Source organism: Pacificispira sp. HM-600 (genome assembly GCF_977993705.1).
On the sequence record NZ_OZ388079.1, the window covers coordinates 529135 to 550902 of the forward strand.

21 protein-coding genes are annotated in these 21768 nt (G+C 66.3%); 11 read left to right on the forward strand and 10 right to left on the reverse strand.

Translation table 11 applies throughout. The annotated features are described in order from the left end of the window. Positions 1 to 12 precede the first annotated feature (12 nt). Positions 13 to 1506, reverse strand: coding sequence for an APC family permease (locus tag ACXZ1E_RS02505; protein WP_458041877.1), 1494 nt, complete (start codon positions 1504 to 1506; stop codon positions 13 to 15). Between the two features lie 220 nt (positions 1507 to 1726). Between ACXZ1E_RS02505 and ACXZ1E_RS02510 the strand changes: the two genes are divergently transcribed. From ACXZ1E_RS02510 to ACXZ1E_RS02530, 5 genes are all read left to right on the forward strand, one after another. Next, positions 1727 to 3202: an APC family permease gene (locus ACXZ1E_RS02510; protein ID WP_458041878.1), complete on the forward strand. Its 1476-nt coding sequence runs from the start codon at positions 1727 to 1729 to the stop codon at positions 3200 to 3202. A 173-nt stretch (positions 3203 to 3375) separates the two neighbouring features. Then, complete coding sequence (locus ACXZ1E_RS02515) at positions 3376 to 5442, forward strand: primary-amine oxidase (protein WP_458041879.1); 2067 nt, start codon at positions 3376 to 3378, stop codon at positions 5440 to 5442. A 12-nt stretch (positions 5443 to 5454) separates the two neighbouring features. Continuing rightward, positions 5455 to 6057, forward strand: a complete 603-nt coding sequence (locus ACXZ1E_RS02520; protein WP_458041880.1) for a hypothetical protein — start codon at positions 5455 to 5457, stop codon at positions 6055 to 6057. Between the two features lie 124 nt (positions 6058 to 6181). Then, entirely contained in the window at positions 6182 to 6520 is a 339-nt protein-coding gene (locus ACXZ1E_RS02525; RefSeq protein WP_458041881.1) for a DUF2834 domain-containing protein, read from the forward strand. Positions 6521 to 6555: 35 nt separating this feature from the next. After that, positions 6556 to 6717: a hypothetical protein gene (locus ACXZ1E_RS02530; RefSeq protein WP_458041882.1), complete on the forward strand. Its 162-nt coding sequence runs from the start codon at positions 6556 to 6558 to the stop codon at positions 6715 to 6717. 4 nt (positions 6718 to 6721) lie between these two features. Here the strand turns inward: ACXZ1E_RS02530 and ACXZ1E_RS02535 are convergent, their stop codons facing one another. Then, positions 6722 to 7858 carry a PQQ-dependent sugar dehydrogenase gene (locus ACXZ1E_RS02535; RefSeq protein ID WP_458041883.1) on the reverse strand — a complete coding sequence of 379 codons (1137 nt, stop codon included), beginning with the start codon at positions 7856 to 7858 and terminating at the stop codon, positions 6722 to 6724. A 74-nt stretch (positions 7859 to 7932) separates the two neighbouring features. On the opposite strand from ACXZ1E_RS02535, the gene ACXZ1E_RS02540 reads away from it, so the two are divergent. Continuing rightward, entirely contained in the window at positions 7933 to 8886 is a 954-nt protein-coding gene (locus ACXZ1E_RS02540) for a 5'-3' exonuclease (protein ID WP_458041884.1), read from the forward strand. Here the strand turns inward: ACXZ1E_RS02540 and ACXZ1E_RS02545 are convergent. The 3 genes from ACXZ1E_RS02545 to trpD all read right to left on the reverse strand — a co-directional run bounded on the left by ACXZ1E_RS02545 (position 8863) and on the right by trpD (position 12316). Next, positions 8863 to 10143, reverse strand: a complete 1281-nt coding sequence (locus ACXZ1E_RS02545; RefSeq protein WP_458041885.1) for an MFS transporter — start codon at positions 10141 to 10143, stop codon at positions 8863 to 8865. The two genes, ACXZ1E_RS02540 and ACXZ1E_RS02545, sit on opposite strands and share 24 nt — an antisense overlap. A gap of 64 nt (positions 10144 to 10207) precedes the next feature. Beyond that, on the reverse strand, positions 10208 to 11203 hold the full coding sequence (locus tag ACXZ1E_RS02550; protein WP_458041886.1) for a PHP domain-containing protein: 996 nt from the start codon (positions 11201 to 11203) through the stop codon (positions 10208 to 10210). Between the two features lie 54 nt (positions 11204 to 11257). Then, positions 11258 to 12316, reverse strand: coding sequence for an anthranilate phosphoribosyltransferase (gene trpD / locus ACXZ1E_RS02555; RefSeq protein WP_458041887.1), 1059 nt, complete (start codon positions 12314 to 12316; stop codon positions 11258 to 11260). 143 nt (positions 12317 to 12459) lie between these two features. Between trpD and ctaE the strand changes: the two genes are divergently transcribed. The 5 genes from ctaE (at position 12460) to ACXZ1E_RS02580 (ending at position 17353) form a co-directional block, all read left to right on the forward strand. After that, positions 12460 to 13092 (forward strand): aa3-type cytochrome oxidase subunit III, encoded by a 633-nt coding sequence (gene ctaE / locus ACXZ1E_RS02560; RefSeq protein WP_458041888.1) that lies wholly within the window; start codon positions 12460 to 12462, stop codon positions 13090 to 13092. A gap of 17 nt (positions 13093 to 13109) precedes the next feature. Then, positions 13110 to 13907 (forward strand): cytochrome bc1 complex diheme cytochrome c subunit, encoded by a 798-nt coding sequence (qcrC, locus tag ACXZ1E_RS02565; protein ID WP_458041889.1) that lies wholly within the window; start codon positions 13110 to 13112, stop codon positions 13905 to 13907. Positions 13908 to 13946: 39 nt separating this feature from the next. After that, positions 13947 to 15002, forward strand: coding sequence for a cytochrome bc1 complex Rieske iron-sulfur subunit (gene qcrA / locus ACXZ1E_RS02570; RefSeq protein WP_458041890.1), 1056 nt, complete (start codon positions 13947 to 13949; stop codon positions 15000 to 15002). Beyond that, positions 14999 to 16792, forward strand: a complete 1794-nt coding sequence (gene qcrB / locus ACXZ1E_RS02575) for a cytochrome bc1 complex cytochrome b subunit (protein WP_458041891.1) — start codon at positions 14999 to 15001, stop codon at positions 16790 to 16792. Before qcrA ends, qcrB begins: the two co-directional genes overlap by 4 nt. Positions 16793 to 16954: 162 nt before the next feature. Then, on the forward strand, positions 16955 to 17353 hold the full coding sequence (locus ACXZ1E_RS02580) for a rhodanese-like domain-containing protein (protein WP_458041892.1): 399 nt from the start codon (positions 16955 to 16957) through the stop codon (positions 17351 to 17353). Between the two features lie 33 nt (positions 17354 to 17386). On the opposite strand, the gene ACXZ1E_RS02585 is transcribed toward ACXZ1E_RS02580, so the two are convergent. From ACXZ1E_RS02585 to erpA, 5 genes are all read right to left on the reverse strand, one after another. Continuing rightward, positions 17387 to 18220, reverse strand: a complete 834-nt coding sequence (locus ACXZ1E_RS02585) for a PP2C family protein-serine/threonine phosphatase (RefSeq protein ID WP_458041893.1) — start codon at positions 18218 to 18220, stop codon at positions 17387 to 17389. Then, a complete protein-coding gene (locus ACXZ1E_RS02590) occupies positions 18181 to 18615 on the reverse strand; it encodes a cytochrome c oxidase subunit 4 (RefSeq protein ID WP_458041894.1) in 435 nt (144 codons plus the stop codon). The genes ACXZ1E_RS02585 and ACXZ1E_RS02590 overlap by 40 nt, the downstream gene beginning before the upstream one ends. A 1-nt stretch (position 18616) precedes the next feature. Then, positions 18617 to 20374, reverse strand: coding sequence for an aa3-type cytochrome oxidase subunit I (ctaD, locus tag ACXZ1E_RS02595; RefSeq protein ID WP_458041895.1), 1758 nt, complete (start codon positions 20372 to 20374; stop codon positions 18617 to 18619). Between the two features lie 5 nt (positions 20375 to 20379). Beyond that, complete coding sequence (gene ctaC / locus ACXZ1E_RS02600) at positions 20380 to 21285, reverse strand: aa3-type cytochrome oxidase subunit II (protein WP_458041896.1); 906 nt, start codon at positions 21283 to 21285, stop codon at positions 20380 to 20382. A 107-nt stretch (positions 21286 to 21392) separates the two neighbouring features. After that, positions 21393 to 21767 (reverse strand): iron-sulfur cluster insertion protein ErpA, encoded by a 375-nt coding sequence (gene erpA, locus ACXZ1E_RS02605; protein ID WP_458041897.1) that lies wholly within the window; start codon positions 21765 to 21767, stop codon positions 21393 to 21395. Position 21768 lies beyond the last annotated feature (1 nt).

The following is a 21768-nucleotide window of genomic DNA, read 5'->3' on the forward strand; positions in this document are numbered from 1 at the left end:
CGAACCCGCGCCTCAGGCATCCGTCGGTCTCCGCGCGACGCCGCCGAGGACTTCCGACGCGACCGGTTCGTCGTAGGCGCCGATTCCGGCGAGGGATGCCTCACCCCGGCGTCTGCGCCAGGCCACGACGAGCGCCGCCACCACCGCGACCACGAGTGCCAGCGGTGCGCCCGGGTTTCCGCGTACGCCCTCGAAGACCAGGTACGCGACGAGTCCTGCCGCGAGCACGAGCGCCGAGGTGAAAGCGACCAAGCCGACCCGGAAGGTCAACTCTCCGATTCTGCGCAAGAAGACGGGCGCCGCGACGCACACGAGGGCGTATGCACCGATGTAGCCCGCTGCCGAGACGGCGATGACCGTTTCCATCGCATCCCACAACCCGACACCCACGAGCACGGCCGCTATCGGCGCGATCGCGACGACCGGCACGGCGACGGCGATTGCGCCGATCGGCGTGCGAAACCGCCGGTGCACGCTCCCGAGAGCGGGCGGTGCGATTCCGTCTCGCCCGAGCGCGAAAAGTACCCGGGTGAGCGCGGTTGTCGAGGCGATCGCGCACGCGAGGAAGGATGCGGCGATGCCGAGGTCGATGAGCACCCCCAACTGCGCGACCCCGTAGGCGCTGGCGAGCGCGTTGACCGGCGAATCGCTGCCCGCCAACTCCCGGCCGAGGATGTGAAACCCCGCGACCTGCGTGTATGCGGCCAGCAGGTACAACCCACCCGCCACCAGCACCGTCGCCACGATCGCCCGCGGGATGTTTCGCAGCGGCGAGCGCGCCTCGACCCCGAGCGTCGCGGCGCTCTCGAATCCGACGAAGGCCGTCAGCGCGAGAACAGCGCCCGCCGCGAAGCCCGCGAGCGAGACGCCCTCGGTCGGCAGCAGGGCCGAGACATCCAGGGGCCCGATCTGCACCAGGAGCACGACGAGGAGCACGAGGATGATGACGACCGACACGAGCTCGACGACGAGGGCGACCCGCGACGAGACCCGGATGCCCCGCACCAGAACGAGTGCCAGCACCGCGGCCTCCGCCGCGAGCACCGCCGCGATATCCCACATCCCCCCGAAACCCGGCCAGAGGCCACGAATCAGCATCGTGAGATAGTGCGCTCCGCCGAGCAGGGCGAACACGGAGATGAAGGCGTAGCCGATCACGATGGCGGCGCCCGCGGCGAGCGCGGCCCCCGACCCGAGTCCCTTCGAGACGAAGGTGTAGAGCGATCCGGCCGCGGCCATCCGCTTCGTGAACTGATTGATCGTCGAGGCGACCATCAGGGCGACAAGTCCCGCCGCGAGCATCGCGGGGACGGTGGCGGCGCCGGCCACCCCCGCGACCAGCACCACCACCGTCGTCGCGGCCGCGGACGGTGCAACGGCGGCAACCGACTGCGCCAGCACATCGGCAAACGAGACGCTTCGCCTGTCGAGGCCGTCAAGAGGCGAACGCGCACCGAAATCGCGAACGGGAGAGGGACGCGCAATCGCCCGATCGAGTGCCGTCACATCAGCTCCTTCCCGCTGGGCCTCACGGTACGCACGGCCGGTTGCCGCTGCACGTCCCACGTGTTTCGACCGTGTGTCACCGAATGAGACGCCCAGGGGCGGGCGTCCCACACCGCGACGGCGAGGTTTCACGCGGCCGAGACGGCCAAGCAACGGGCCGCCGCCAGGCTCGGATCAACCCGCGCACCTCACGACAGATCCCCCACAGATCGGACACCTCATGACCAAACTCGAGTCCCCGGAAGTCGAGGCATCCGCCAAGCGCGCCCTGAAGGGTTCGCTCGGTGTGACCGCCATCGTCTTCATGGTCGTCGCTGCCGCCTCGCCGCTGACCGTCATCGGTGGCGCTGCGCCACTCGGCATTCTGATCGGCAACGGGGTCGGATTCCCGGCCCTCTACGCGATCAGTGCCGTCATCCTGGTGCTGTTCTCCGTCGGTCTCGCGACGATGACCCGCCACGTGCCCAAGCCGGGCGCCTTCTTCACCTACGTCGGGTACGGTCTCGGCCGATCGACGGGTCTGGCGAGCGCATGGATCGCGATGCTGACGTACACGACCATCCAGGTCTCGGTCTACGGATACATCGGCTACATCCTGTCCGTCACCGTCCAGTCCCTCGGTGGGCCGCTGCTGCCGTGGTGGCTCTTCTCGCTCGGCGTCATCGCGCTCGTCGGGATCCTCGGCTACCGCCACATCGACCTTTCCAGCAAGGTTCTGGGTGTTCTGCTCGTCGCCGAGGTGGGCATCGTGCTGATCCTGGTCGCGGCGGTCATGTTCGCGGGCGGCGAGGACGGCCTGAGCTTGGCGCCGTTCGAGCCCGCCAACGTCGTCAGCGGGTCGCCCGGCGTCGGGCTCATGTTCGCCATTGCGGCGTTCATCGGCTTCGAGGCGACGGCGATCTTCCGCGACGAGGCGCGCGACCCGAACAAGACGATCCCCCGCGCGACCTACGCAGCCGTGATCGGTATCGGCCTGTTCTACACACTCGCGTCGTGGGCTCTTGTCATGGCCTGGGGCCCCGACGGGGTGGTCGGCGTCGTCGCCGAAGACCCCGGCACCTTCATCATCACGACCATGGCACGCTACCTGGGCGTCGCGGGCGAGATCGGTGTGAACATCCTGCTCATCACAGCCATGTTCGCGTGCGTCCTGTCCTTCCACAACGTCGTCACGCGCTACCAGCACTCCATGGCGAACGCGGGCGTCCTGCCCGATCGCCTCGGCTCGGTGCACGCCAAGCACCTCTCGCCCCACGTGTCCTCGCTCGTACAGACCGTCACCGCGGTCGTGCTGATCGCGGTCTTCGCGGCGCTGAACCTCGACCCGGTCCTGCAGGTGTTCACGTGGTTCGCCGGCGTCGCGACCCTCGCGATCTCGATCCTGATGGCTCTCACCTCGGTCGCCGTCATCGTCTACTTCGTGAAGACCCGCAAAGACCGACGTGCGTGGAACACGATCGTCGCCCCCGCCCTCGGGCTGCTCGGTCTGATCGCCTCCGCGGTCCTCATCGCGGCATATTTCCCGATCATGGTCGGCGACGTGGATGGCGAGGGCACTCCGGTTTTCGGCGGCGTGAGCTGGTTCCTGCTCGCGCTCATCGCGCTCTTCCCGGCGCTCGGGTACGTCCAGGCGTGGTCGATCAAGAAGAGCCGCCCGGCCGCCTACGCGAAGCTGACCGACTCGATCGCCGGCTGATCCCGAGCCGTCCGTCGGTCCCGTCGACAAGCTCATGGGCCGTCGGACCCGCCCGACACCCCGGTCGCTGAGCCCCATCCCCGGTCACTGAGCCCCATCGCCGGTCGCTGAGCCCCATCCCCGGTCACTGAGCCTGTCGAAGTGACCCCGCAACACCCAAGGAGACACACCGCATGAGCATCACCGACATCCAGACATCCGCCGCCTACGCCGCGCCCGGCGCCCCCGCCCACCCACTGTCGTCCCTCTCGGTTGCCGAAATCGAGGCGGTGCGCACGATCGTGCTGGGGTGGCCGGATTTCACGACCACCATGCGCTTCGCGTATGTCGGCCTCGAAGAGCCGACCAAAGGCGAGGTGCTCGGCTGGGAGGCGGGCGATGGTCCCCTGCCCGACCGCCGCGCGCGGGTGCAACTGCTCGACATGGCGACGGGGCGATCGACCGACTCGATCGTGTCGATCGCAACGGGCGAGACCCTCTCCAGCACGGTCCTCGACGGCTCGAAGGGACAGCTGCCGATCCTCGACGCCGAGTTCGAAGACGTGGGACTCATCCTGGCGGAGGACGAGGGATGGCTCACCGCCCTCGCAGCTCGTGGACTGAGCATCGACCAGGTTGTCGCCGTGCCGCTCTCGGCCGGTCACTACGGCTACGCCGCGGAAGAGGGGCGCCGCATTGTGCGGTCGTTCGTGTTCCGCATGGACCACCCGTCCGACCACCCCTGGGCGCACCCGGTCGACGGCCTCACCGCCTACATCGACACCGCCGACCGCCGCGTCATCGAGATCATCGACACCCCCGGGCTTGCCGTGCCCGAGACGCACGGCAACTTCGACGACCCCGAACTGCAGGGGCCGCCGCTCGAGGGTCTGAAGCCGATCGTGATCACGCAGCCCGAGGGGCCGAGCTTCTCGGTCGACGGCGAGCACGTGACGTGGGGCAACTGGAAGCTGCGGATCGGCTTCGACATGCGCGAGGGCCTGATCCTGCGCGAGCTGTCGTTCGCCGACAAGGGTATCGATCGCCCGGTCATGTACCGCGGATCTATCAACGAGATGCTCGTACCGTATGCCGACCCCAGCCCGAACCGCTTCTGGCAGAACTACTTCGACACCGGCGAGTACATGTTCGGCCGCTACACGAACTCGCTCGCGCTCGGCTGCGACTGCGTTGGCGAAATCACGTACTTCGACGCGATCCTGCCCGACGAGCTCGGCATGCCGCGCACGATCGATAACGGCATCTGCATGCACGAAGAGGACTTCGGAACCCTCTGGAAGCACACCGACATCTTCACCGGGTCGCACGAGGTGCGTCGGTCACGTCGCCTGGTGATCTCGTTCTTCACGACGGTCGGCAACTACGACTACGGCTTCTACTGGTACCTCTACCTCGACGGCACCATCGAGTGCGAGGCCAAGCTCACCGGCATCCTGTTCACGTCGTCGTTCCCGGGAGATGCCGAGGATGGCTCGGCTTACCCGTACGCGTCTCAGGTCGCGCCGGGCCTCGGCGCCCCGTACCACCAGCACCTGTTCTCGGCACGTCTCGACATGACCGTCGACGGGCTCTCGAACGTCGTCAACGAGATCGACGCCGTGCGCCTGCCCGTGTCCGAGACCAACCCGGCTGGCAACGCCTTCACCAAGAAAGTCACACCCATCGCGTCGGAGTCCGTCTCGGGGCGCGTCGCCGACGGCGCCGTGAACCGCGTGTGGCAGATCGCATCGACCGACAAGACGACCGAGCTCGGGCAACCGACATCGTATGTGCTGTTCCCGACCGAGACGCCCACGCTGATGGCGGATGGCGGATCCTCCATCGCCCGGCGTGCCGAGTTCGCCACGAAGAACCTGTTCGTGACGAAGTACGACCCCGCAGAGCGCTATGCGGCCGGCGACTTCGTCAACCAGAACCCCGGCGGCGACGGCGTCACGGCCTACATCGCGGGCGACGAGCCGCTCGTCGGCGAGGACGTCGTGCTCTGGCACACGTTCGGCCTGACGCACTTCCCGCGCAACGAGGACTGGCCTGTGATGCCCATGGACTACGCCAAGTTCACGCTCAAGCCGTACAACTTCTTCGAGCGCAACCCCGTGCTTAACGTCCCGGCCCCGGAGATGACCGACCACTGCTCGATGGATGCGGGTCACGCGCATGAGTCCCACTCGGCCCATGACGCCGGTCACGCGCACGAGTCGGCCGCCCACGGCGCGCACGACGATCACGCGTCGCACTGAGTAGGTCGCGTCGTGGGTGAGATCCTCCACCTCGGTGCGCTCGCGCCGGCGGCGGTCGGGGCGTGCTGCATCGCCGCCGACCGTCGCCGGGCGCGGACGCCCGAGCTCGCCGCATCCGTCCTCATGCTCGTCGCGATGCTCGATGTCGTGCTGTGGGGCGTCGTGGCACCGGTCGCCTGGGCCGGGGTCCTCATCGTCGCGGCGATCGCGCTGGCTGCGCTGCGCGGCCGGACGGCGCGTAGCCGAGCAGCCGCGAGAGTGCCGGTTTCGGCCGCGGGGGTGCCCATCTCCGGCACGAGGGTGCCCGTTTCAGGCGCGAGGGTGCCCTCAGCAGTCATGACCGTGCACGCGACGCTCGGCCTGGTCGTGATGGCCACCCTCGTCCTCGCCATGATTCCGGATGCTTCGGCCCCGGCCGTCACGGTCGGGCACCACGCGTCGGGGGCGCCGTTCGGACTGCTGGCCGCGGCATCCGCTCTGCTCTTCGGTCTCGTCTCTGCGGTCGCCGCCCGGGCGCCACACGACGGAGGGGCCCGCGTTTCCGCGCTCGAACGTGGCCAGCTCATCGCGATGGGCGCCTCGACGGCGGCGATGGGGATGGCGCTGTTCGCCTGATGCCCGGAACCCCACCGCGAACGGTCGCGACTCGCCGTTCCACACACGACTGGAACGGCATGTCGCGTCCGTTCGGCGGCCGGATTGCGGCCGCGCAGACCGTCGCGTGGCGCATGATCGACGCATGACCCGCAACTGGACGCCCCTCGCCATCGCCTACCTCGCGCTCGCCGTCGCGGGGTTGATCGGCACCTGGTTCTTCAACGCGCTCGCGATCATCCGGCTTCGTGACTTCATCGGCGACCTCGTCTCGAGCGGACCGGCGGTCTCATCGATCACGGTCGACCTGCTCATCGCGGCGATCGCGGGATGCGTGTTCATCATCGTCGAAGCGCGCCGGCTCGGGATGCGTCGCGCCTGGCTGTACATCGTCCTGTCGGGGGTGACCGCATTCGCGTTCACCTTTCCGTTGTTCCTCGCGATGAGGCAGCGGCGCCTGACCGCCCGGGCAGGCGAGGTCTGACCCGACCGCTGCACGCGGATCGTTAGGCTCGTCTGGTGACCGACAACTCCGCCGACTCCGGCAAGCCCGGTATGCCCGGCAAGAAGCCCCGCACTCCCCCGACGACGTCCCGGATGATCCTCTGGGTGGTCGGCGGAGCCGTCGGCATCTACTGGCTCGGTTCCGGCATCATCGGTCTGATGTCCGGCGGCAGCTGACGCCCTAGTAGTACGCCACGGTCATCGGGTCGAGGGCCACGACTCGGTCATCCCCGTCCGCCGGATCACCACGTCCGTCCGTATTGTTCGTGACGATCCAGATTTCGTCGTTCGGGCCCGGCAGCACCGAGCGCAGACGCCCGTAGGTCCCCGCGAGATGCACGGTCGACGCGCTCAGGTCGGCGAGCGGTACCACCCGCAGCGAACGGCCGCGCAGGTTCGCGATGTAGATGGTGTCGTCGATCACCGCGAGTCCGCTCGGGCTCGCCGCATCCGTCGGCCACTCCTGAACCGGATCCACGAAGCCCCGATCCGCGCCGCCAGCTCCCTCGACGTCCGGCCATCCGTAGTTCGCCCCAGGCTCGATCAGGTTCAGCTCATCGACGGTGTCCTGCCCGAACTCGCTCGCGAACATCCGGCCGTCGGCGGCCCACCCCAGTCCCTGAACGTTGCGGTGACCGAGGCTGTAGACCGGCGACCCGGCGAAGGGATTGTCGGCGGGAACTCCCCCGTCTGGGTCGAGTCGCAGGATCTTGCCCGCGAGGCTGTCCGGGTCTTGGGCCGATCCGGGCACGCCCGCATCCCCGGTGGTGACGTACAGGGCGCCGTCCGGTCCGAACGCGATGCGGCCACCGTTGTGGACCCCGGCCTTCGGCAGCCCGTCGATGACGACCTCTGGTGTGCCCAGGCTGAGTGCACCGGGCTGCCCCTCCAGCGCGAACCGTTGAACGCGGTTCCCGGCCTCGGCCGTCGAGTAGGCGTACAGGGCGCCCTCATCCGGAGCAATGGCAAGACCCAAGAGGCCGCCCTCACCTCCCGTCACGACGTCGTCTATCACGCCGACTTCCCGGATGTCTCCGCCGGGAGTGAACTCGAGAACCCGAGCCGAATCCCGCTCCGACACGAGCGCCGAGTCGCCGATGCGCGCTACCGACCACGGGGCCGCGAGCCCGGTGACGACATCCCGCGGGCCCGCCGACTCGGATGCGGTAGCACCCGGTGCGGCCGCGACCGACGGGGTCGAGGGCGTGACCGGCTCAGCAACACATCCGGCAAGCCCGAACGTGCTGATGGTGATGACAACAGCAGCGATCGTCCGATGACGCATCGGTCGTGCGTTCGTGATCGTGTTCGCGCGCATCGGCACCTCCGAATGCTCTCCCCCCACGCTAACCCGGGAGTACGCCCGCGCGGCCCGACTGCCAGACTGATGGCGTGACCCAACGCCTGATGTTGCTCGACACCGCCTCGCTGTACTTCCGGGCCTTCTACGGGGTGCCCGACACGGTAAAGGCCCCCGACGGCACCCCCGTGAACGCCGTCCGCGGGCTGCTCGACATGATCGGCAAGCTCGTCACGACATACCGGCCAACGCACCTGATCGCGTGCTGGGACGATGACTGGCGTCCGCAATGGCGAGTCGATCTGATCCCGAGCTACAAGGCGCATCGCGTCGTCGAGATCGTGCCGGGCGGGGCCGATGTCGAAGAGGTTCCCGACCCGCTCGAGGCGCAGATACCCCTCATCCGCCGCGCGCTCGGAGTCCTCGGCATCCCCATCGTCGGCCGCGCCGACCACGAAGCCGACGACATCATCGGCTCGCTTGCCACCCAGGCATCCCTTCCCGTGGACATCGTGACCGGTGACCGCGATCTCCTCCAGCTCGTCGACGATGCGTCCGACGTGCGGGTGATCTATACCGCTCGCGGCATGAGCAACCTCGAGGTCGTGACGGACGCCGTCGTTGTGCAGAAATACGGGGTTCTGCCGGAGCAATACGCCGATTTCGCCGTCCTGAAGGGCGATGCGTCGGACGGGTTGCCGGGCGTGCCGGGCGTCGGCGAGAAGACAGCCGCGACGCTGATCGCAGCGCACGGCGACCTCGCGGGGATCCTCGCCGCCGCGGAAGCGGGTGAGGGAATGGCGGCCGGTGTCCGGGCCAAGCTCCTCGCAGCGCTTCCCTATCTGGCCGTGGCCCCGAAGGTCGTCGGGGTGGTTCGGGGCCTCGATCTGAACGACGACCTGCCCGAATCAGGCGGCGAACTCACTCCCCCGTCCGAGGGCCGGCGCGCCGAGGCGCTCGCGCTCGCCGCGGACTGGGCATGGGGAACCGCAATGGACCGTGCCCTCGCGGCGATCACCAATTCAGGAAGCGCGACCGCTCGGTAACCGCGACATCGCGGCGAGCATCAAAACCCCGTACGCGATCGACAGCACGAGAAGAAGCACGAGCGCGCCCGTCCATCCCTCGTTCACCTCGTGCAGGGCACCCAGAACCGGCGCCGCAACCGCCGCGACGGTGTACCCCGCGCCCTGAACGAACGCGGACATCCCGGCCGCCTCGGCATCCGAACGCGCAACCGCGACCAGTGTGGAAAAGATCACGACGAAGCCGCCGGCGTGCGCAATCGCGCCGAAGGACGCCCACAGGATGAACTGCGCGGGCGCGACCAGCATCCCGACGGTCAATGCCAGCCAGCAGGCGCAGATCACGAGCGCGGGAACGATCGGCGCGAAGCGACGCGACAGCAGAGGGACGACGAACGCGCCCGCGATCGCCACACCCTGGAATACGGATGCCAGGGTGCCCGCCGTCGTCCGATCCACACCGAGCTCGTCACCCAGGATCGTGGGTAGCCACGTCGTCAGGCCGTAGTAGATGGCTGCCTGGCAGGCGAACGTAAATGCCAGGAGCCACACGATGGGACGCCGGAGGATGCCGCTCCGTCGTCCTCCGGGCACGGGAAGCGGTCCCGTCAACGTCTCGATGTCGGAAGAGCGCCCGTCGGTACGGTTCGCAGCGACCGTGGTGGCGACTTCTCCCGAATAGCCCGCGTCCGCGCCGCGAGCCCGCCGCAGGTGCACGGCCCAGAGCAGGATGCCGCTGACAGTCACCACAACCCAGGCGAGCAGGGCCAGCGGCCAGCCGAGCACGCCCGCGAGCGGCGCCGTCGCCAGAGCGGTCAGGAGCGATCCGGCGTTCAACATCGCGACATACGCAGCCGTGACCGCGCTCACCTGTGTGGGCGGCACATCGCGACGAATGATGACCGGGACGACGATGTTGCCAACGGTGATCGCGGCGCCGATGACGAGAGACCCGGCGAGCATCCATCCGAAGCCCGGGATCGCCCGCACGACAGTGCCCACCGCCACTCCGACAAGAGTCAGCATGAGGGCGAGTTCCGCGCCCGCCCGCCGGATGACGAGCGCGGCGACCGGCGTCAGCAGGGCGAACATCAGGACGGGCACCGTCGTGAGCAGCCCCGCGCTCGCGGCGCCGATCCCGAGGTCATCTTGGATGTCGCGCAGCACGGGTGTCGGGGCGATGATCGGGCCCCGCAGGCTCAGCGCGGCGACGAGGATACCGACGACGACAAGCCACGGAAAAGCGCGCCGAGCGGAGGATGCGGCGGGACCTGTCATCGAATCGGACCTGTCATCGAATCGGACCTGTCACCAGCTCAGTCTAGGCAGCGCGGCGTGAGCTCTAACGTGCCCGTCCCGTCCACGCGCGCAGGCGCTCGAGGGGCCACGTCGTGACGATGCGCTCGGCGGGAACCCCCGCGGTCTCGGCGCGGGCGGCACCGTAGTCGAGCAGCGACAATTGGCCGGGGGCATGGGCATCCGAATCGATCGAGAACAGGCACCCGATCTCCACCGCAAGTGCCAACAGTTCGTCCGGCGGGTCCTGCCGTTCCGGACGGGAGTTGATCTCGACGGCAACATCGCTCTCGGCGCACGCCTCGAACACCGCCCGGGCATCGAATGTCGAGGGCGGTCGGGTTCCGCGTGCGCCCTCGACGAGCCGCCCGGTCACGTGGCCGAGCACGTCGACGCGAGGATCGGATGCCGCGGCCACCAGCCGTCGGGTCATCGCCGACGACTCCATCCGCAGCTTCGAATGAGCCGAGGCCACCACGATGTCTAATTCGTCGAGCAGTGCGGGCTCCTGGTCGAGCGCGCCATCATCCAGGATGTCGACTTCGATACCCGACAAGAGCGTGAAGCCCTCCCCCGACATCCCCGCGACCACGCCCAGCTGCTCGCGCAGCCGCTCGGACGAGAGGCCGTTCGCCACACGCAGTCGCGGTGAGTGATCGGTCAGCGCGAGGTACTCGTGCCCGAGGTCACGCGCCGCCCGCACCATCAGGTCGATCGAGGCCAGGCCGTCCGACCAGTCGCTATGCGCATGCAGATCGCCCTTCAGCGCGGCACGCAACTCCCCCACGGCCGGGACCTCGTAGCGGGAACGCAACTCGACAAGATAGTCCGGGACCTGGCCTGCGATCGCCTGACTGATCACGGCGAGAGACGAATCACCGATGCCCTTGACCCGCCGTAGTCCGGTCGGATCCCGCAGGATCTCTTCCGAAAGCTCGGCCGCGGCATCCGCGGCCGAACGAAAAGCTGTGGAGCGGTATCGCGACGCGCGCTCCCGCTCCAGCAGCGTCGCGATCTCGTTGAGGGCGGCTACGGGATCCACGCGATCACCCTACGCCGAGCCTCCAACGCATCGCATTCGACGCATCCGCAGACCTCAGCTGAGCTCGCGCGAGACCTCGCCCCAGCGCGCCAGCAGATCCCGGGCCGCACCCGAGTCGATCGCGGCGGCCGCGAGTTCCCGCTCCTCGGCGAGCCTCTCGACGATCGGGCGCTGAACCTGACCCGCGTCGTGAGACAGCCGGTACGACACCAGTCCGGCGGCGGCATTGAGGAGGACGATGTCGCGAATAGGACCCTTCTCGCCCGCGAGGACGCGGTGAACGACCTCCGCGTTCTGCGCAGGATTGCCGCCCTTCAGGTCCGCGATCACCGCACGCGGAATGCCGAGGTCGCGCGGGTCGAGGTCATGCTCGTGGATGTCTCCGCGACTGACCTCCCAGATCCGGCTGTGGCCCGTCGTGGTGAGTTCATCGAGCCCGTCATCGCCCCGGAAGACGAGAGCGGTCGCCCCGCGGGTCTGAAACACACCCGTGATGAGCGGCACCCGATCCGACTGCGCGACGCCGACGGCGTTCGCCTCGGCCCGTGCCGGGTTGCAGAGCGGCCCCAGGATGTTGAACACGGTCGGCACGCCCAGTTCGGCTCGTGTCGGGCCCGCGTGCCGAAAACCGGGGTGGAAGGCGGAGGCGAACACGAAGGTGATTCCGGCCCGTCGCAACGTCTCCACGACCGCCTCGGGCGCAAGGGTCAGCGACACGCCCAGTGCCCCGAGCACATCCGACGAACCGGACGAAGAGCTTGCGGCGCGGTTACCGTGCTTGATGACAGGGACTCCGGATGCGGCAGCCACGATCGATGCCATCGTCGAAACGTTAACGGTTCCGAAACGATCTCCACCCGTACCCACGATGTCGAGGGCGTCCGAGTCGATCTCGAGAGGCGTGGCCGCGTCGAGAATCGCGTCGCGGAATCCGACGACCTCATCGACGGTCTCGCCCTTTGCGCGGAGGGCCACGAGAAAACCCGCGAGCTGGGAGGGGCTCGCTTCGCCTGCCATCACCCGCCCCATGGCCCAGGTGGCCTCCGAGACGCTGAGGTCACGGCCCGCCAGGAGCGCTGAGATCAGGTCCGGCCAGGTCGTCGCATCCGTCATGACTGCGATCCTAACGATCGGCCGCGGTGGCCGTTCACACAGCCGGCGCCGCACACTTTCTTAGGAGATCCTAAGTCTCAACCCGGGGTATCGAAAGGGTGCACGTGCGATCCTTCGCCCTCACGATCGGACATAATGGACCTGTGACCACCTCTGCGACATATGCCCCGGCAGTGAGGACGATCAAACGTCCGGATCCTGTCGCCGTTGGCACGATCGTGTGGCTCGGTAGCGAGGTCATGTTCTTCGCCGGGCTCTTCGCGATCTACTTCACCCTTCGGAACACCTCTCCCGAGCTCTGGGCCGAAGAGTCCTCGCTGCTGAACGTGCCGTTCGCACTCGGCAACACGATCATCCTCGTGCTGTCCTCCGTGACGTGCCAGATGGGCGTGTTCGCCGCTGAACGCAATCAGCCGTACACGGTGAAGAAGAACACATTCTGGCAGCGCTGGGGCATGGTCGAGTGGTTCTTCCTCACCTTCGCCCTCGGTGCCATCTTCGTGTCAGGCCAGGTCTGGGAATACGCGCAGCTCATCGCCGAGGGAATGCCGATCCAGGCGAACTCCTACGCGTCGGCTTTCTACCTCACCACCGGCTTCCACGCCCTGCACGTGACGGGCGGGCTCGTCGCCTTCCTTCTCGTGATCGGCCGCGCATACGCCGTCAAGAACTTCGGGCACAAAGAGGCCACGAGCGCAATCGTCGTGTCGTACTACTGGCACTTCGTCGACGTCGTGTGGGTCGCCCTGTTCCTCGTGATCTACTTCCTGAAATAGAGCGGAGCCACCCCCGAATGCCTCGTGAGAAGAAGCGTCGTTCCGGTCGACGCAGCCCGCTGGCCGCTGCCGGCCTGATCGGACTCGGTCTCGTTCTGACAGGCGGACTGTACGCCGGTGCATCCGCCGCCATGGCCTCGACGACCGACACGGCCGCCGCACAGACGCTCACTGTCGAAGACGGCAAGAAGCTCTTCCAGGCCAACTGTGCCACCTGCCACGGACTTGCCCTGCAGGGCACGAAAGCCGGGCCCAGCCTGTACGGAGTCGGCGCTATGGCGGTCGATTTCCAGGTCGCCACCGGTCGCATGCCGCTGCAGATGCAGGGCCCCCAGGCCCCGCCGAAGCCGGTTCAGTTCACCGAAGACCAGATCGCCGCGTTGTCCGCGTACGTCCAGTCAGTTGCCCCCGGACCCGAGATCGCAACCGGTCGTGTCCTGGACGGCAAAGGTGATGTCGCAAACGGCGCCGAACTTTTTCGCGTCAACTGCGCCATGTGCCACAACGTCGCCGCCGCCGGTGGCGCCCTGACCGAGGGCAAGTACGCGCCCTCGCTGGATGGCGTCGACCCGCGCCACATCTACGCGGCGATGGTCACGGGCCCACAGAACATGCCGGTGTTCAACGACATGAACCTCTCGCCCGACGACAAGCGCGACATCATCTCCGCGCTTCTGTATATGGAAGACAACGCGGGTGCCGGCGGACTCACACTCGGCTCGCTGGGCCCCGTTTCCGAGGGCCTGTTCATCTGGATCTTCGGAATCGGCGGACTTGTCGCGCTGACCGTCTGGATCACCGCGAAGTCCAACTGACCCGCGCACGCACTGAGAATTTTTAGCACGAGGAGCAGCATGGCAAACGAGATCGAGGCAGCGGAGCACGATCGGGGGCCCCGACCTCCGTCGGGGCTCGCGGTCGCCGTGAGCGATCCCGTACGCAACCCGGGCCTCCCGCCGCATCGCGCGCGTGTGACGGACCAGGATCCCGCCAAGATGCGCCAAGCCGTTCGTACGGTCTATTCTCTATTCTATTTGTCGATCGCGGGCAGCATCTGGGCCGTTGCTGCCTACATGCTTTTCCCCATCGAGGACGGCACCATTGTCGCGATCCGCAACAACAATCTCTTCATCGGCATCGGCATCGCGCTCGCGCTGCTGGCCATCGGCATCGGAGCCATCCACTGGTCCAAAGCCGTCATGTCCGACAAGGAGCACATCGAGGCGCGCCACCTCACGCGTGGCAAGGAATCGACGCGCGAGGCGGCCGTTCAGGCGCTGACGGTCGCGAACGAGGAGTCCGGATTCGGGCGCCGCACGATGATCCGCAACTCCCTCTTCGGAGCCCTGATCGCCTCGGTCGCACCGGGCATCGTCCTCTTCCGTGGATTGGCACCCGAGGGCGAGAACCCCGTCGAGCTCCTCAGTCACACGATGTGGGAGCCGGGCACGCGTCTTGCCCGCGACCCCTCCGGCGTTCCCATCAAGGCGTCCGAAGTGACGCTCGGCTCCGCTTTCCATGTGATCCCCGAGCCCCTCGCCGAGATCGGTCACGACGAGGGATACCTCGAAGAGAAGGCCAAGGCGATCGTGCTTCTCATGCGCATGGAACCCGGTGATCTCACCGAGACCGCCGAGCGCGCGTCGTGGTCGTACGACGGCATCGTCGCGTATTCGAAGGTCTGCACGCACGTCGGATGCCCCGTCGCTCTCTACGAGCAGCGCACTCATCACCTGCTCTGCCCCTGCCACCAGTCGCAGTTCGATGTTGCCAATGGCGCCGCGGTCATCTTCGGCCCGGCCGCCCGTCCCCTGCCGCAGTTGCCGATCGCCGTGGACGATGAGGGTTACCTCATCGCACAGAGCGACTTCCATGAACCCGTCGGCCCGAGCTTCTGGGAGCGCCCTTGAGTACCTCAACCGCAACTGAGGAAAAGAAGGCCCCCCTCGGGGGACGTTTCGTCGGCGGAGCGGCCAACTACATCGACGAGCGCACGAGCGCGTCGGGACTGGTCAAGGAACTCGGTCGCAAGATCTTCCCCGACCACTGGTCGTTCATGCTCGGTGAGATCGCGCTGTGGAGCTTCGTCGTCGTGCTCCTCTCGGGCACGTTCCTGACGTTCTTCTTCCAGGCCTCGATGGTCGAGACGTACTACGGCGGCGCGTGGGCGCCGATGCGTGGCATCCCGATGTCGGCGGCCATGGAGTCGACGCTCCGCATCTCGTTCGACCTGCGCGGCGGTCTGCTCGTGCGCCAGATCCACCACTGGGCAGCCCTTGTCTTCGTGGCCGGTATCGGCGTACACATGCTCCGCGTGTTCTTCACGGGCGCTTTCCGCAAGCCGCGCGAGCTGAACTGGGTCGTCGGGTTCATCCTCTTCATCCTGGCGATGGCCGAGGGGTTCACGGGATACTCCCTCCCGGACGACCTACTCTCGGGCAACGGTCTGCGCATCATCGACGGCATGATCAAGGGCATCCCCCTGATCGGAACGTGGACGTCGTTCCTGCTCTTCGGCGGCGAGTTCCCCGGAGTGGCGATCGTCGGACGGCTGTACGTGCTGCACATCCTTATTCTTCCGGCGCTGGTGGTGGCCTTGATCGCCGTCCACCTGCTCTTGATGATCATCAACAAGCACACGCAGTTCGCCGGCCCCGGACGCACCAACGAGAACGTCGTCGGCTACCCGATGGTCCCGGTTTACATGTCCAAGATGGGCGGGTTCTTCTTCATCACATTCGGTGTGATCGTCCTGATCGCTTCGTTCGTGCAGATCAACCCGATCTGGAACTACGGTCCGTATGACCCGTCCCCTGTTTCTGCCGGTACCCAGCCCGACTGGTACATCGGCTTCGCAGACGGCGCGCTGCGTCTCGTCCCGCCGCACCTCGAGTCGGTGTTCCTGGGTCACACCTGGTCGTGGAACATCATCCTTCCGCTGACGATCATCGGACTGTTCATCGTCCTCGTCCTCATCTACCCCTTCATCGAGGCATGGGTCACGGGCGACAAGCGCGAGCACCACATCGCCCAGCGCCCCCGCAACGCGGCTACGCGCACGGCGATCGGTGCGGCCGGGGTGACGTTCTACGCGGTCCTGTGGGCGGCTGCATCCTCCGACATCATCGCGACCCACTTCTGGGTATCGATGGAAGGCGTCATCCGCACCCTTCAGGCTCTGCTGATCATCGGCCCGATCATCGCCTACTTCGTCACGAAGCGCATCTGTATCGCTCTTCAGCGCAAGGACCGCGAGATCGCCCTGCACGGGTACGAGTCGGGTCGCATCGTGCGGTTGCCGGGTGGCGAGTTCATCGAGGTGCACCAGCCCGTGGATGAGTACGAGCGATGGAAGCTCACCTCGTACGAAACGTTCGAACCGCTCGTCGTGCGCCCGAACGCTCACGGGCAGATTCCCTGGCACCAGAACGTGCGTTCCGCGATCTCGCGTTGGTTCTTCGAAGACCGCTTCGCTCCCCTCACGCAGTCCGAGATCGATGCCGCCGTTGCTCACCAGAACCACGCGCTCGGTCACATCGAGGACGAAGAGATGGCGGAGATCCAGGGTGCCCACAAACGCGCCGGACACCCCGAGGCTCCCCTGCACGCCGACACCACCGGCGACGTCCCGGAGACCGCGGTTCGCCCGACGACGATCGTGGTACCCGATGAGCCCGAGGACGACGGCAAGAAGAAGTAGGACGAGAGTCCGGATCACGGATGCCCCGGGCACCGCCCTTCGCGGGTATCCCGGGGCGTTCGTTTTTCTCGGTAGGCCCTCGAGACGGCTCGGCGGTCTTCCAACGCCAGTTGGCAGTTGTGCATCTCACTGCGCTGCTGTGTGAGCCGTACGGTCTTACACATGACCGACGCGATCACCTACTTCTCCGCTCGTCTTGCTCACGAGACAGATCCTTCTGATGTGTACGCCGCCCAACGCGCCGGCGAGGATCTCGTGCTCGTCGACGTCCGCGGGGACGAGGCCTGGGCGCAAGGCAGGATCGTCGGAGCCGTGCACGTGCCGTATCGGGACATCCCCGACCGCATTGCCGAGTTCGATCCGGCCGTTCCCGTTGTGGTCTACTGCTGGAGTCCCGGGTGCAACGCGGGCAGCAAAGGCGCCCTCGCCTTCGCGAGTCTGGGGTATTCCGTTCGCGAGATGATCGGCGGTTACGAGTACTGGGTACGCGAAGGGCAGCCGACGGAAGACGATGAGGGTCCGCTCGCCCGAACGTTCGACGCGCTCACCATGGTCGTGTAGCGCACCTGAACCTCGAGCAGGGAAGAAGAACGCTCAGGCGATCGCAGAAATCTCCGCGAGGCGGTCGGCAGCCGCGCCGGCGAACCGCGGACCCACATCCGCGGGGGCCCGCCCGGGCACGATGTCACAGACGACAGCCGTCGCATTGTCATGGGTACCCGCTTGCAGCGCCCAGGTCACGAGAGCGTCCACCGTGTCCTCGGGGTCCGCAAACTCGCTCAGCGTGTCTCTGAGCAGCTCTTCGGGGAGATAGTCCGAGATGCCGTCGCTACACAACAACCAACGGTCCCCTCCGCGCGGGCTGAGGTGACTCACCGTGAGTGCCTCACCGTCGCGCGGGTCACCGTGGAAAGAAGCCGTCACGACATTCCGCCGCGGGTGACTGAGAGCATCCCGAGCCGAGATGGCGCCAGTATCGACGAGGTGCTGGACCCACGAATCGTCCCGAGTCTGACGTGACAGATTTCCGTCACGCAGGAGGTATCCGCGGGAGTCTCCCACATGGGCAAGGAAGAGTTCGGTGCCGGAGAGGAACAGACCCGTGAATGTCGTTGCCATGCCTGCGACGGATGGCTCTGCCCGCCCGCGAGCACGGAGGTCCCCGTTTGAGCGGCCCAATAGGCTGCGCGCACGGGCCTCCGACTCGACGGCTCGAGACGACGACGCGACCTGATGGATGAGGACTGCCGCAGCAATGTCGCCCGCGGGGCCCCCACCGACGCCGTCGGCAACCGCGGCTGCGAAAGGCGCCACGAACGCGGCGTCCTCATTACCCGACCGATGAGGTCCGATGTCAGAGAGAACGGCCGCGCTCAATGAGAGCGTCATCAATGGGCGAAGTAGCCCCGGTAATACTCGTAGACCCATCCAACGATCGCAACCAGGAAGATGGCGAATCCGATGGGAACCAGCCACGAGCCGACGGCCAAGCCGATGATCGCGACGCCCGCGGAGAACGCGAGCACGATCGGCCACCACGACCAGGGGCTGAACTCACCGAGCTCGGGGTCTCCGTCGTCGACATCCGAGGTCAGGATGTCTTCGGGTAGTTCGCCGCCCTGCGACTTGTGGACGCGCTGCAGATACCAGGCGATGAGGGCCGCCATCAGGGCGCTGAAAACAAGAGCTACCCCTCCGACCCACTCGATCGCGTTGTACCAGCTCAGCTGCGGATGAGCGAGGATGTTCCAGCCGATGTAGACGACCCCGATCAGCAGGAAGAAGCCAGCGAGCAGCCACCAGAGTACGACATTCGACCGCACGTTACTTCACCTCTCCATCGGCCAGATCCACAGTAGGCGCGGCGGGCGCGTCCTTTGCCGGCCCCACGCCGACGGGAATACCGGCCTCGGGGTGGTTCAGGTCGAACGCTGGGCGCTCGCTGCGGATGCGCGGAATCGAGGTGAAGTTGTGGCGCGGCGGCGGGCACGACGTCGCCCACTCGAGCGATGCGCCGTATCCCCACGGGTCGTTGACGGTGACCTTCGGAGCCTTGCGTGCGGTGATCCACACGTTCAGCAGGAACGGCAGCATGGAAACTGCCAAGATCATGGCGCCAACCGTCGAAACCTGGTTCTGCCAGGTCCAGCCATCCTCCTGGGCGTAGTCCGCATAGCGACGCGGCATACCATCCACGCCGAGCCAATGCTGGATGAGGAAGGTCATGTGGAAGCCGATGAACAGCAACCAGAAGTGCACGTACCCGAGACGCTCATTAAGCATCCGCCCGGTGAATTTCGGCCACCAGAAGTAGAAGCCGGCGAACATCGCGAACACCACCGTACCGAACACCACGTAGTGGAAGTGCGCGACCACGAAGTAGGAGTCGGACAGCGCAAAGTCGAGGGGGGGCGATGCCAGGATGACGCCGGTCAGGCCGCCGAAGACGAACGTGATCAAGAAGCCGAGCGCGAACACCATGGGCGTCTCGAACGTCACCGATCCTCGCCACATGGTGCCGATCCAGTTGAAGATCTTCACACCCGTTGGCACGGCGATCAGCATCGTCATCAAAGCGAAGAACGGCAACAGCACGGAGCCGGTGACGTACATGTGGTGCGCCCACACAGCCACAGAAAGTGCAGCGATCGCGATCGTCGCGTAGACGAGCGTCTTGTATCCGAAGATCGGCTTGCGCGAGAAGACGGGGAAGATCTCGGACACGATGCCGAAGAACGGCAGCGCGATGATGTACACCTCGGGGTGGCCGAAGAACCAGAACAGGTGCTGCCAGAGCAGCGCGCCGCCGTTCTCCGGGTCGAAGATGTGGGCCCCGAGCACGCGGTCGGCGCCGGCGGCGAGGATCGCGGCAGCGAGAACCGGGAACGCCATCAGGACGAGGAGGCTCGTGACGAGGGTGTTCCAGGTGAAGATCGGCATGCGCCACATCGTCATACCCGGGGCACGCATCGTGATGATCGTCGTGATGAAGTTGACCGCGCCGAGAATGGTGCCGAAGCCGCTCATGCCCAGCCCGAGCATCCAGAGATTGCCCCCGACGCCTGGCGAGAACGTCGCACTCGCGAGTGGTTGATAGGCGAACCATCCGAATGATGCGGCACCCTGGGGGGTGAGGAAGCCCGACACCGCGATGGTCGAGCCGAAGAGGAAGAGCCAGAACGCGAAGGCGTTGAGGCGCGGGAATGCGACGTCGGGCGCGCCGATCTGCAGCGGCATGATCACGTTTGCAAATCCGGCGAACAGCGGCGTCGCGAACATCAGCAACATGATCGTGCCGTGCATCGTGAACAGCTGGTTGTATTGCTCCTTCGTCGGGATGACCTGCATACCCGGCGCGAAGAGCTCGGCACGGATGATCAGCGCCATCACTCCGCCGAGGAGGAAGAAGATGAACGAGGCGATCAGGTACATGTACCCGATGGTCTTGTGGTCGGTGGATGTAATCCACTTGACGACGATGTTGCCTTTCTGCTCCACCCGAGACGTGCTGAGCAGAGCCGCCTGGCGCGGCGGGAGCGTTGTCGTTCGCCCGGATTCCTGGAGGGGGAGAGTCGTGGCCACGGCGGTCAGCCTTCCTCGGTGCCGACGACGTCGGCTGTATTTCCACCCGTGCCGGGCAGATTGCTGTTGCGGTCGTATTGCGTGATGTCGCCGGTCTGTCCTGCGGCACGAAGCGTGTCGAGGTAGTCCTCGTACTCGTCCTCGCTCACGACCTCGACGTTGAAAAGCATTGCGGAGTGGTACTCGCCGCACAGTTCGGCGCACTTTCCGGCGAACGTACCCTCACGGGTGGGGACGAAGGACCATTCGTTCTCACGGCCGGGGATCATGTCCTTCTTGTACAAGAAGTCGATGACCCAGAAAGAGTGGATGACATCGCGCGAACGAAGTTCGATCTTGACCGTCTTATTGACCGGCAGAACGAGCGTCGGCAGGGAGTCCCGGTCGACGTCACCGTTCGCCGCGGGCTGAGTCTGCACCCCCATTGTCCAGACGGCGTCGGAACTGTCCTCGTCATCGCCGTTGTACTGGAAGTCCCACGCCCACTGCTTGCCGATCGCGACGATCGAGACATCCGGGTCGTCGTATTGCGTTTCGAGGATCGTTTGGTCTCTTGCCGTGAAGGCGAAGAAGCCCAGGACGAGGACGAACGGAACGAGCGTGTAGAAGATCTCGATCGGCATGTTGTACCGAAGCTGCACCGGAAGGCCGGTCTGGCCCTTGCGGCGCCGGTACGCGACCATCGCGAAGAGTGTCAGGCCCCAGGTGATCACACCAACGACGAGTAGAACGATCCAGGAGTTGACCCAGAGCCCCGACACCATCTCGGTGCGGTTCGTCGCCTGCACACCATCGTCGGTGAAGCCCGGGAGATACCCGTTGAGCTCGGTGGTCGTGCATCCTGCAAGGAGGAATGCTGCCGTGATCCCGACCGGGATAGCGGCCCAGCGGAGGCGGCGTTTGAGGCGCACGATTCACCTTTCGGACGCGGGTGTGACGTGCCCAAGTCTAGGGCAACCTCACATGCGATTCAGGACACTCACCCAGCGCGCGCACCGATTGTGATGCGCTCGTGAGGCTAGTGGAAGCTGTCGCCGCAGGCGCAACTGCCCGCGGCGTTGGGGTTGTCGATCGTGAAGCCCTGCTCCGAGATCGTGTCTTTGAAATCGATGGCTGCGCCGTCGAGATACGGAATGCTCATGTTGTCGACGATGACCTCGACGCCATCGAAGTCGACGGTCTCGTCGCCGTCGAGATAGCGCTCGTCGAAGTAGAGCTGGTAGATGAGTCCGGAGCATCCCCCGGGCTGAACAGCGACGCGAAGACGCAGGTCATCGCGGCCTTCCTGCTCGAGCAGGCTCTTGACCTTCAAGGCCGCGGCCTCGGTGAGGTTGACGCCGTGCGGGCGGGTCTCGGTGGTCGTTGCGGTGGGAACGATCGTGGTGTCTGTCATT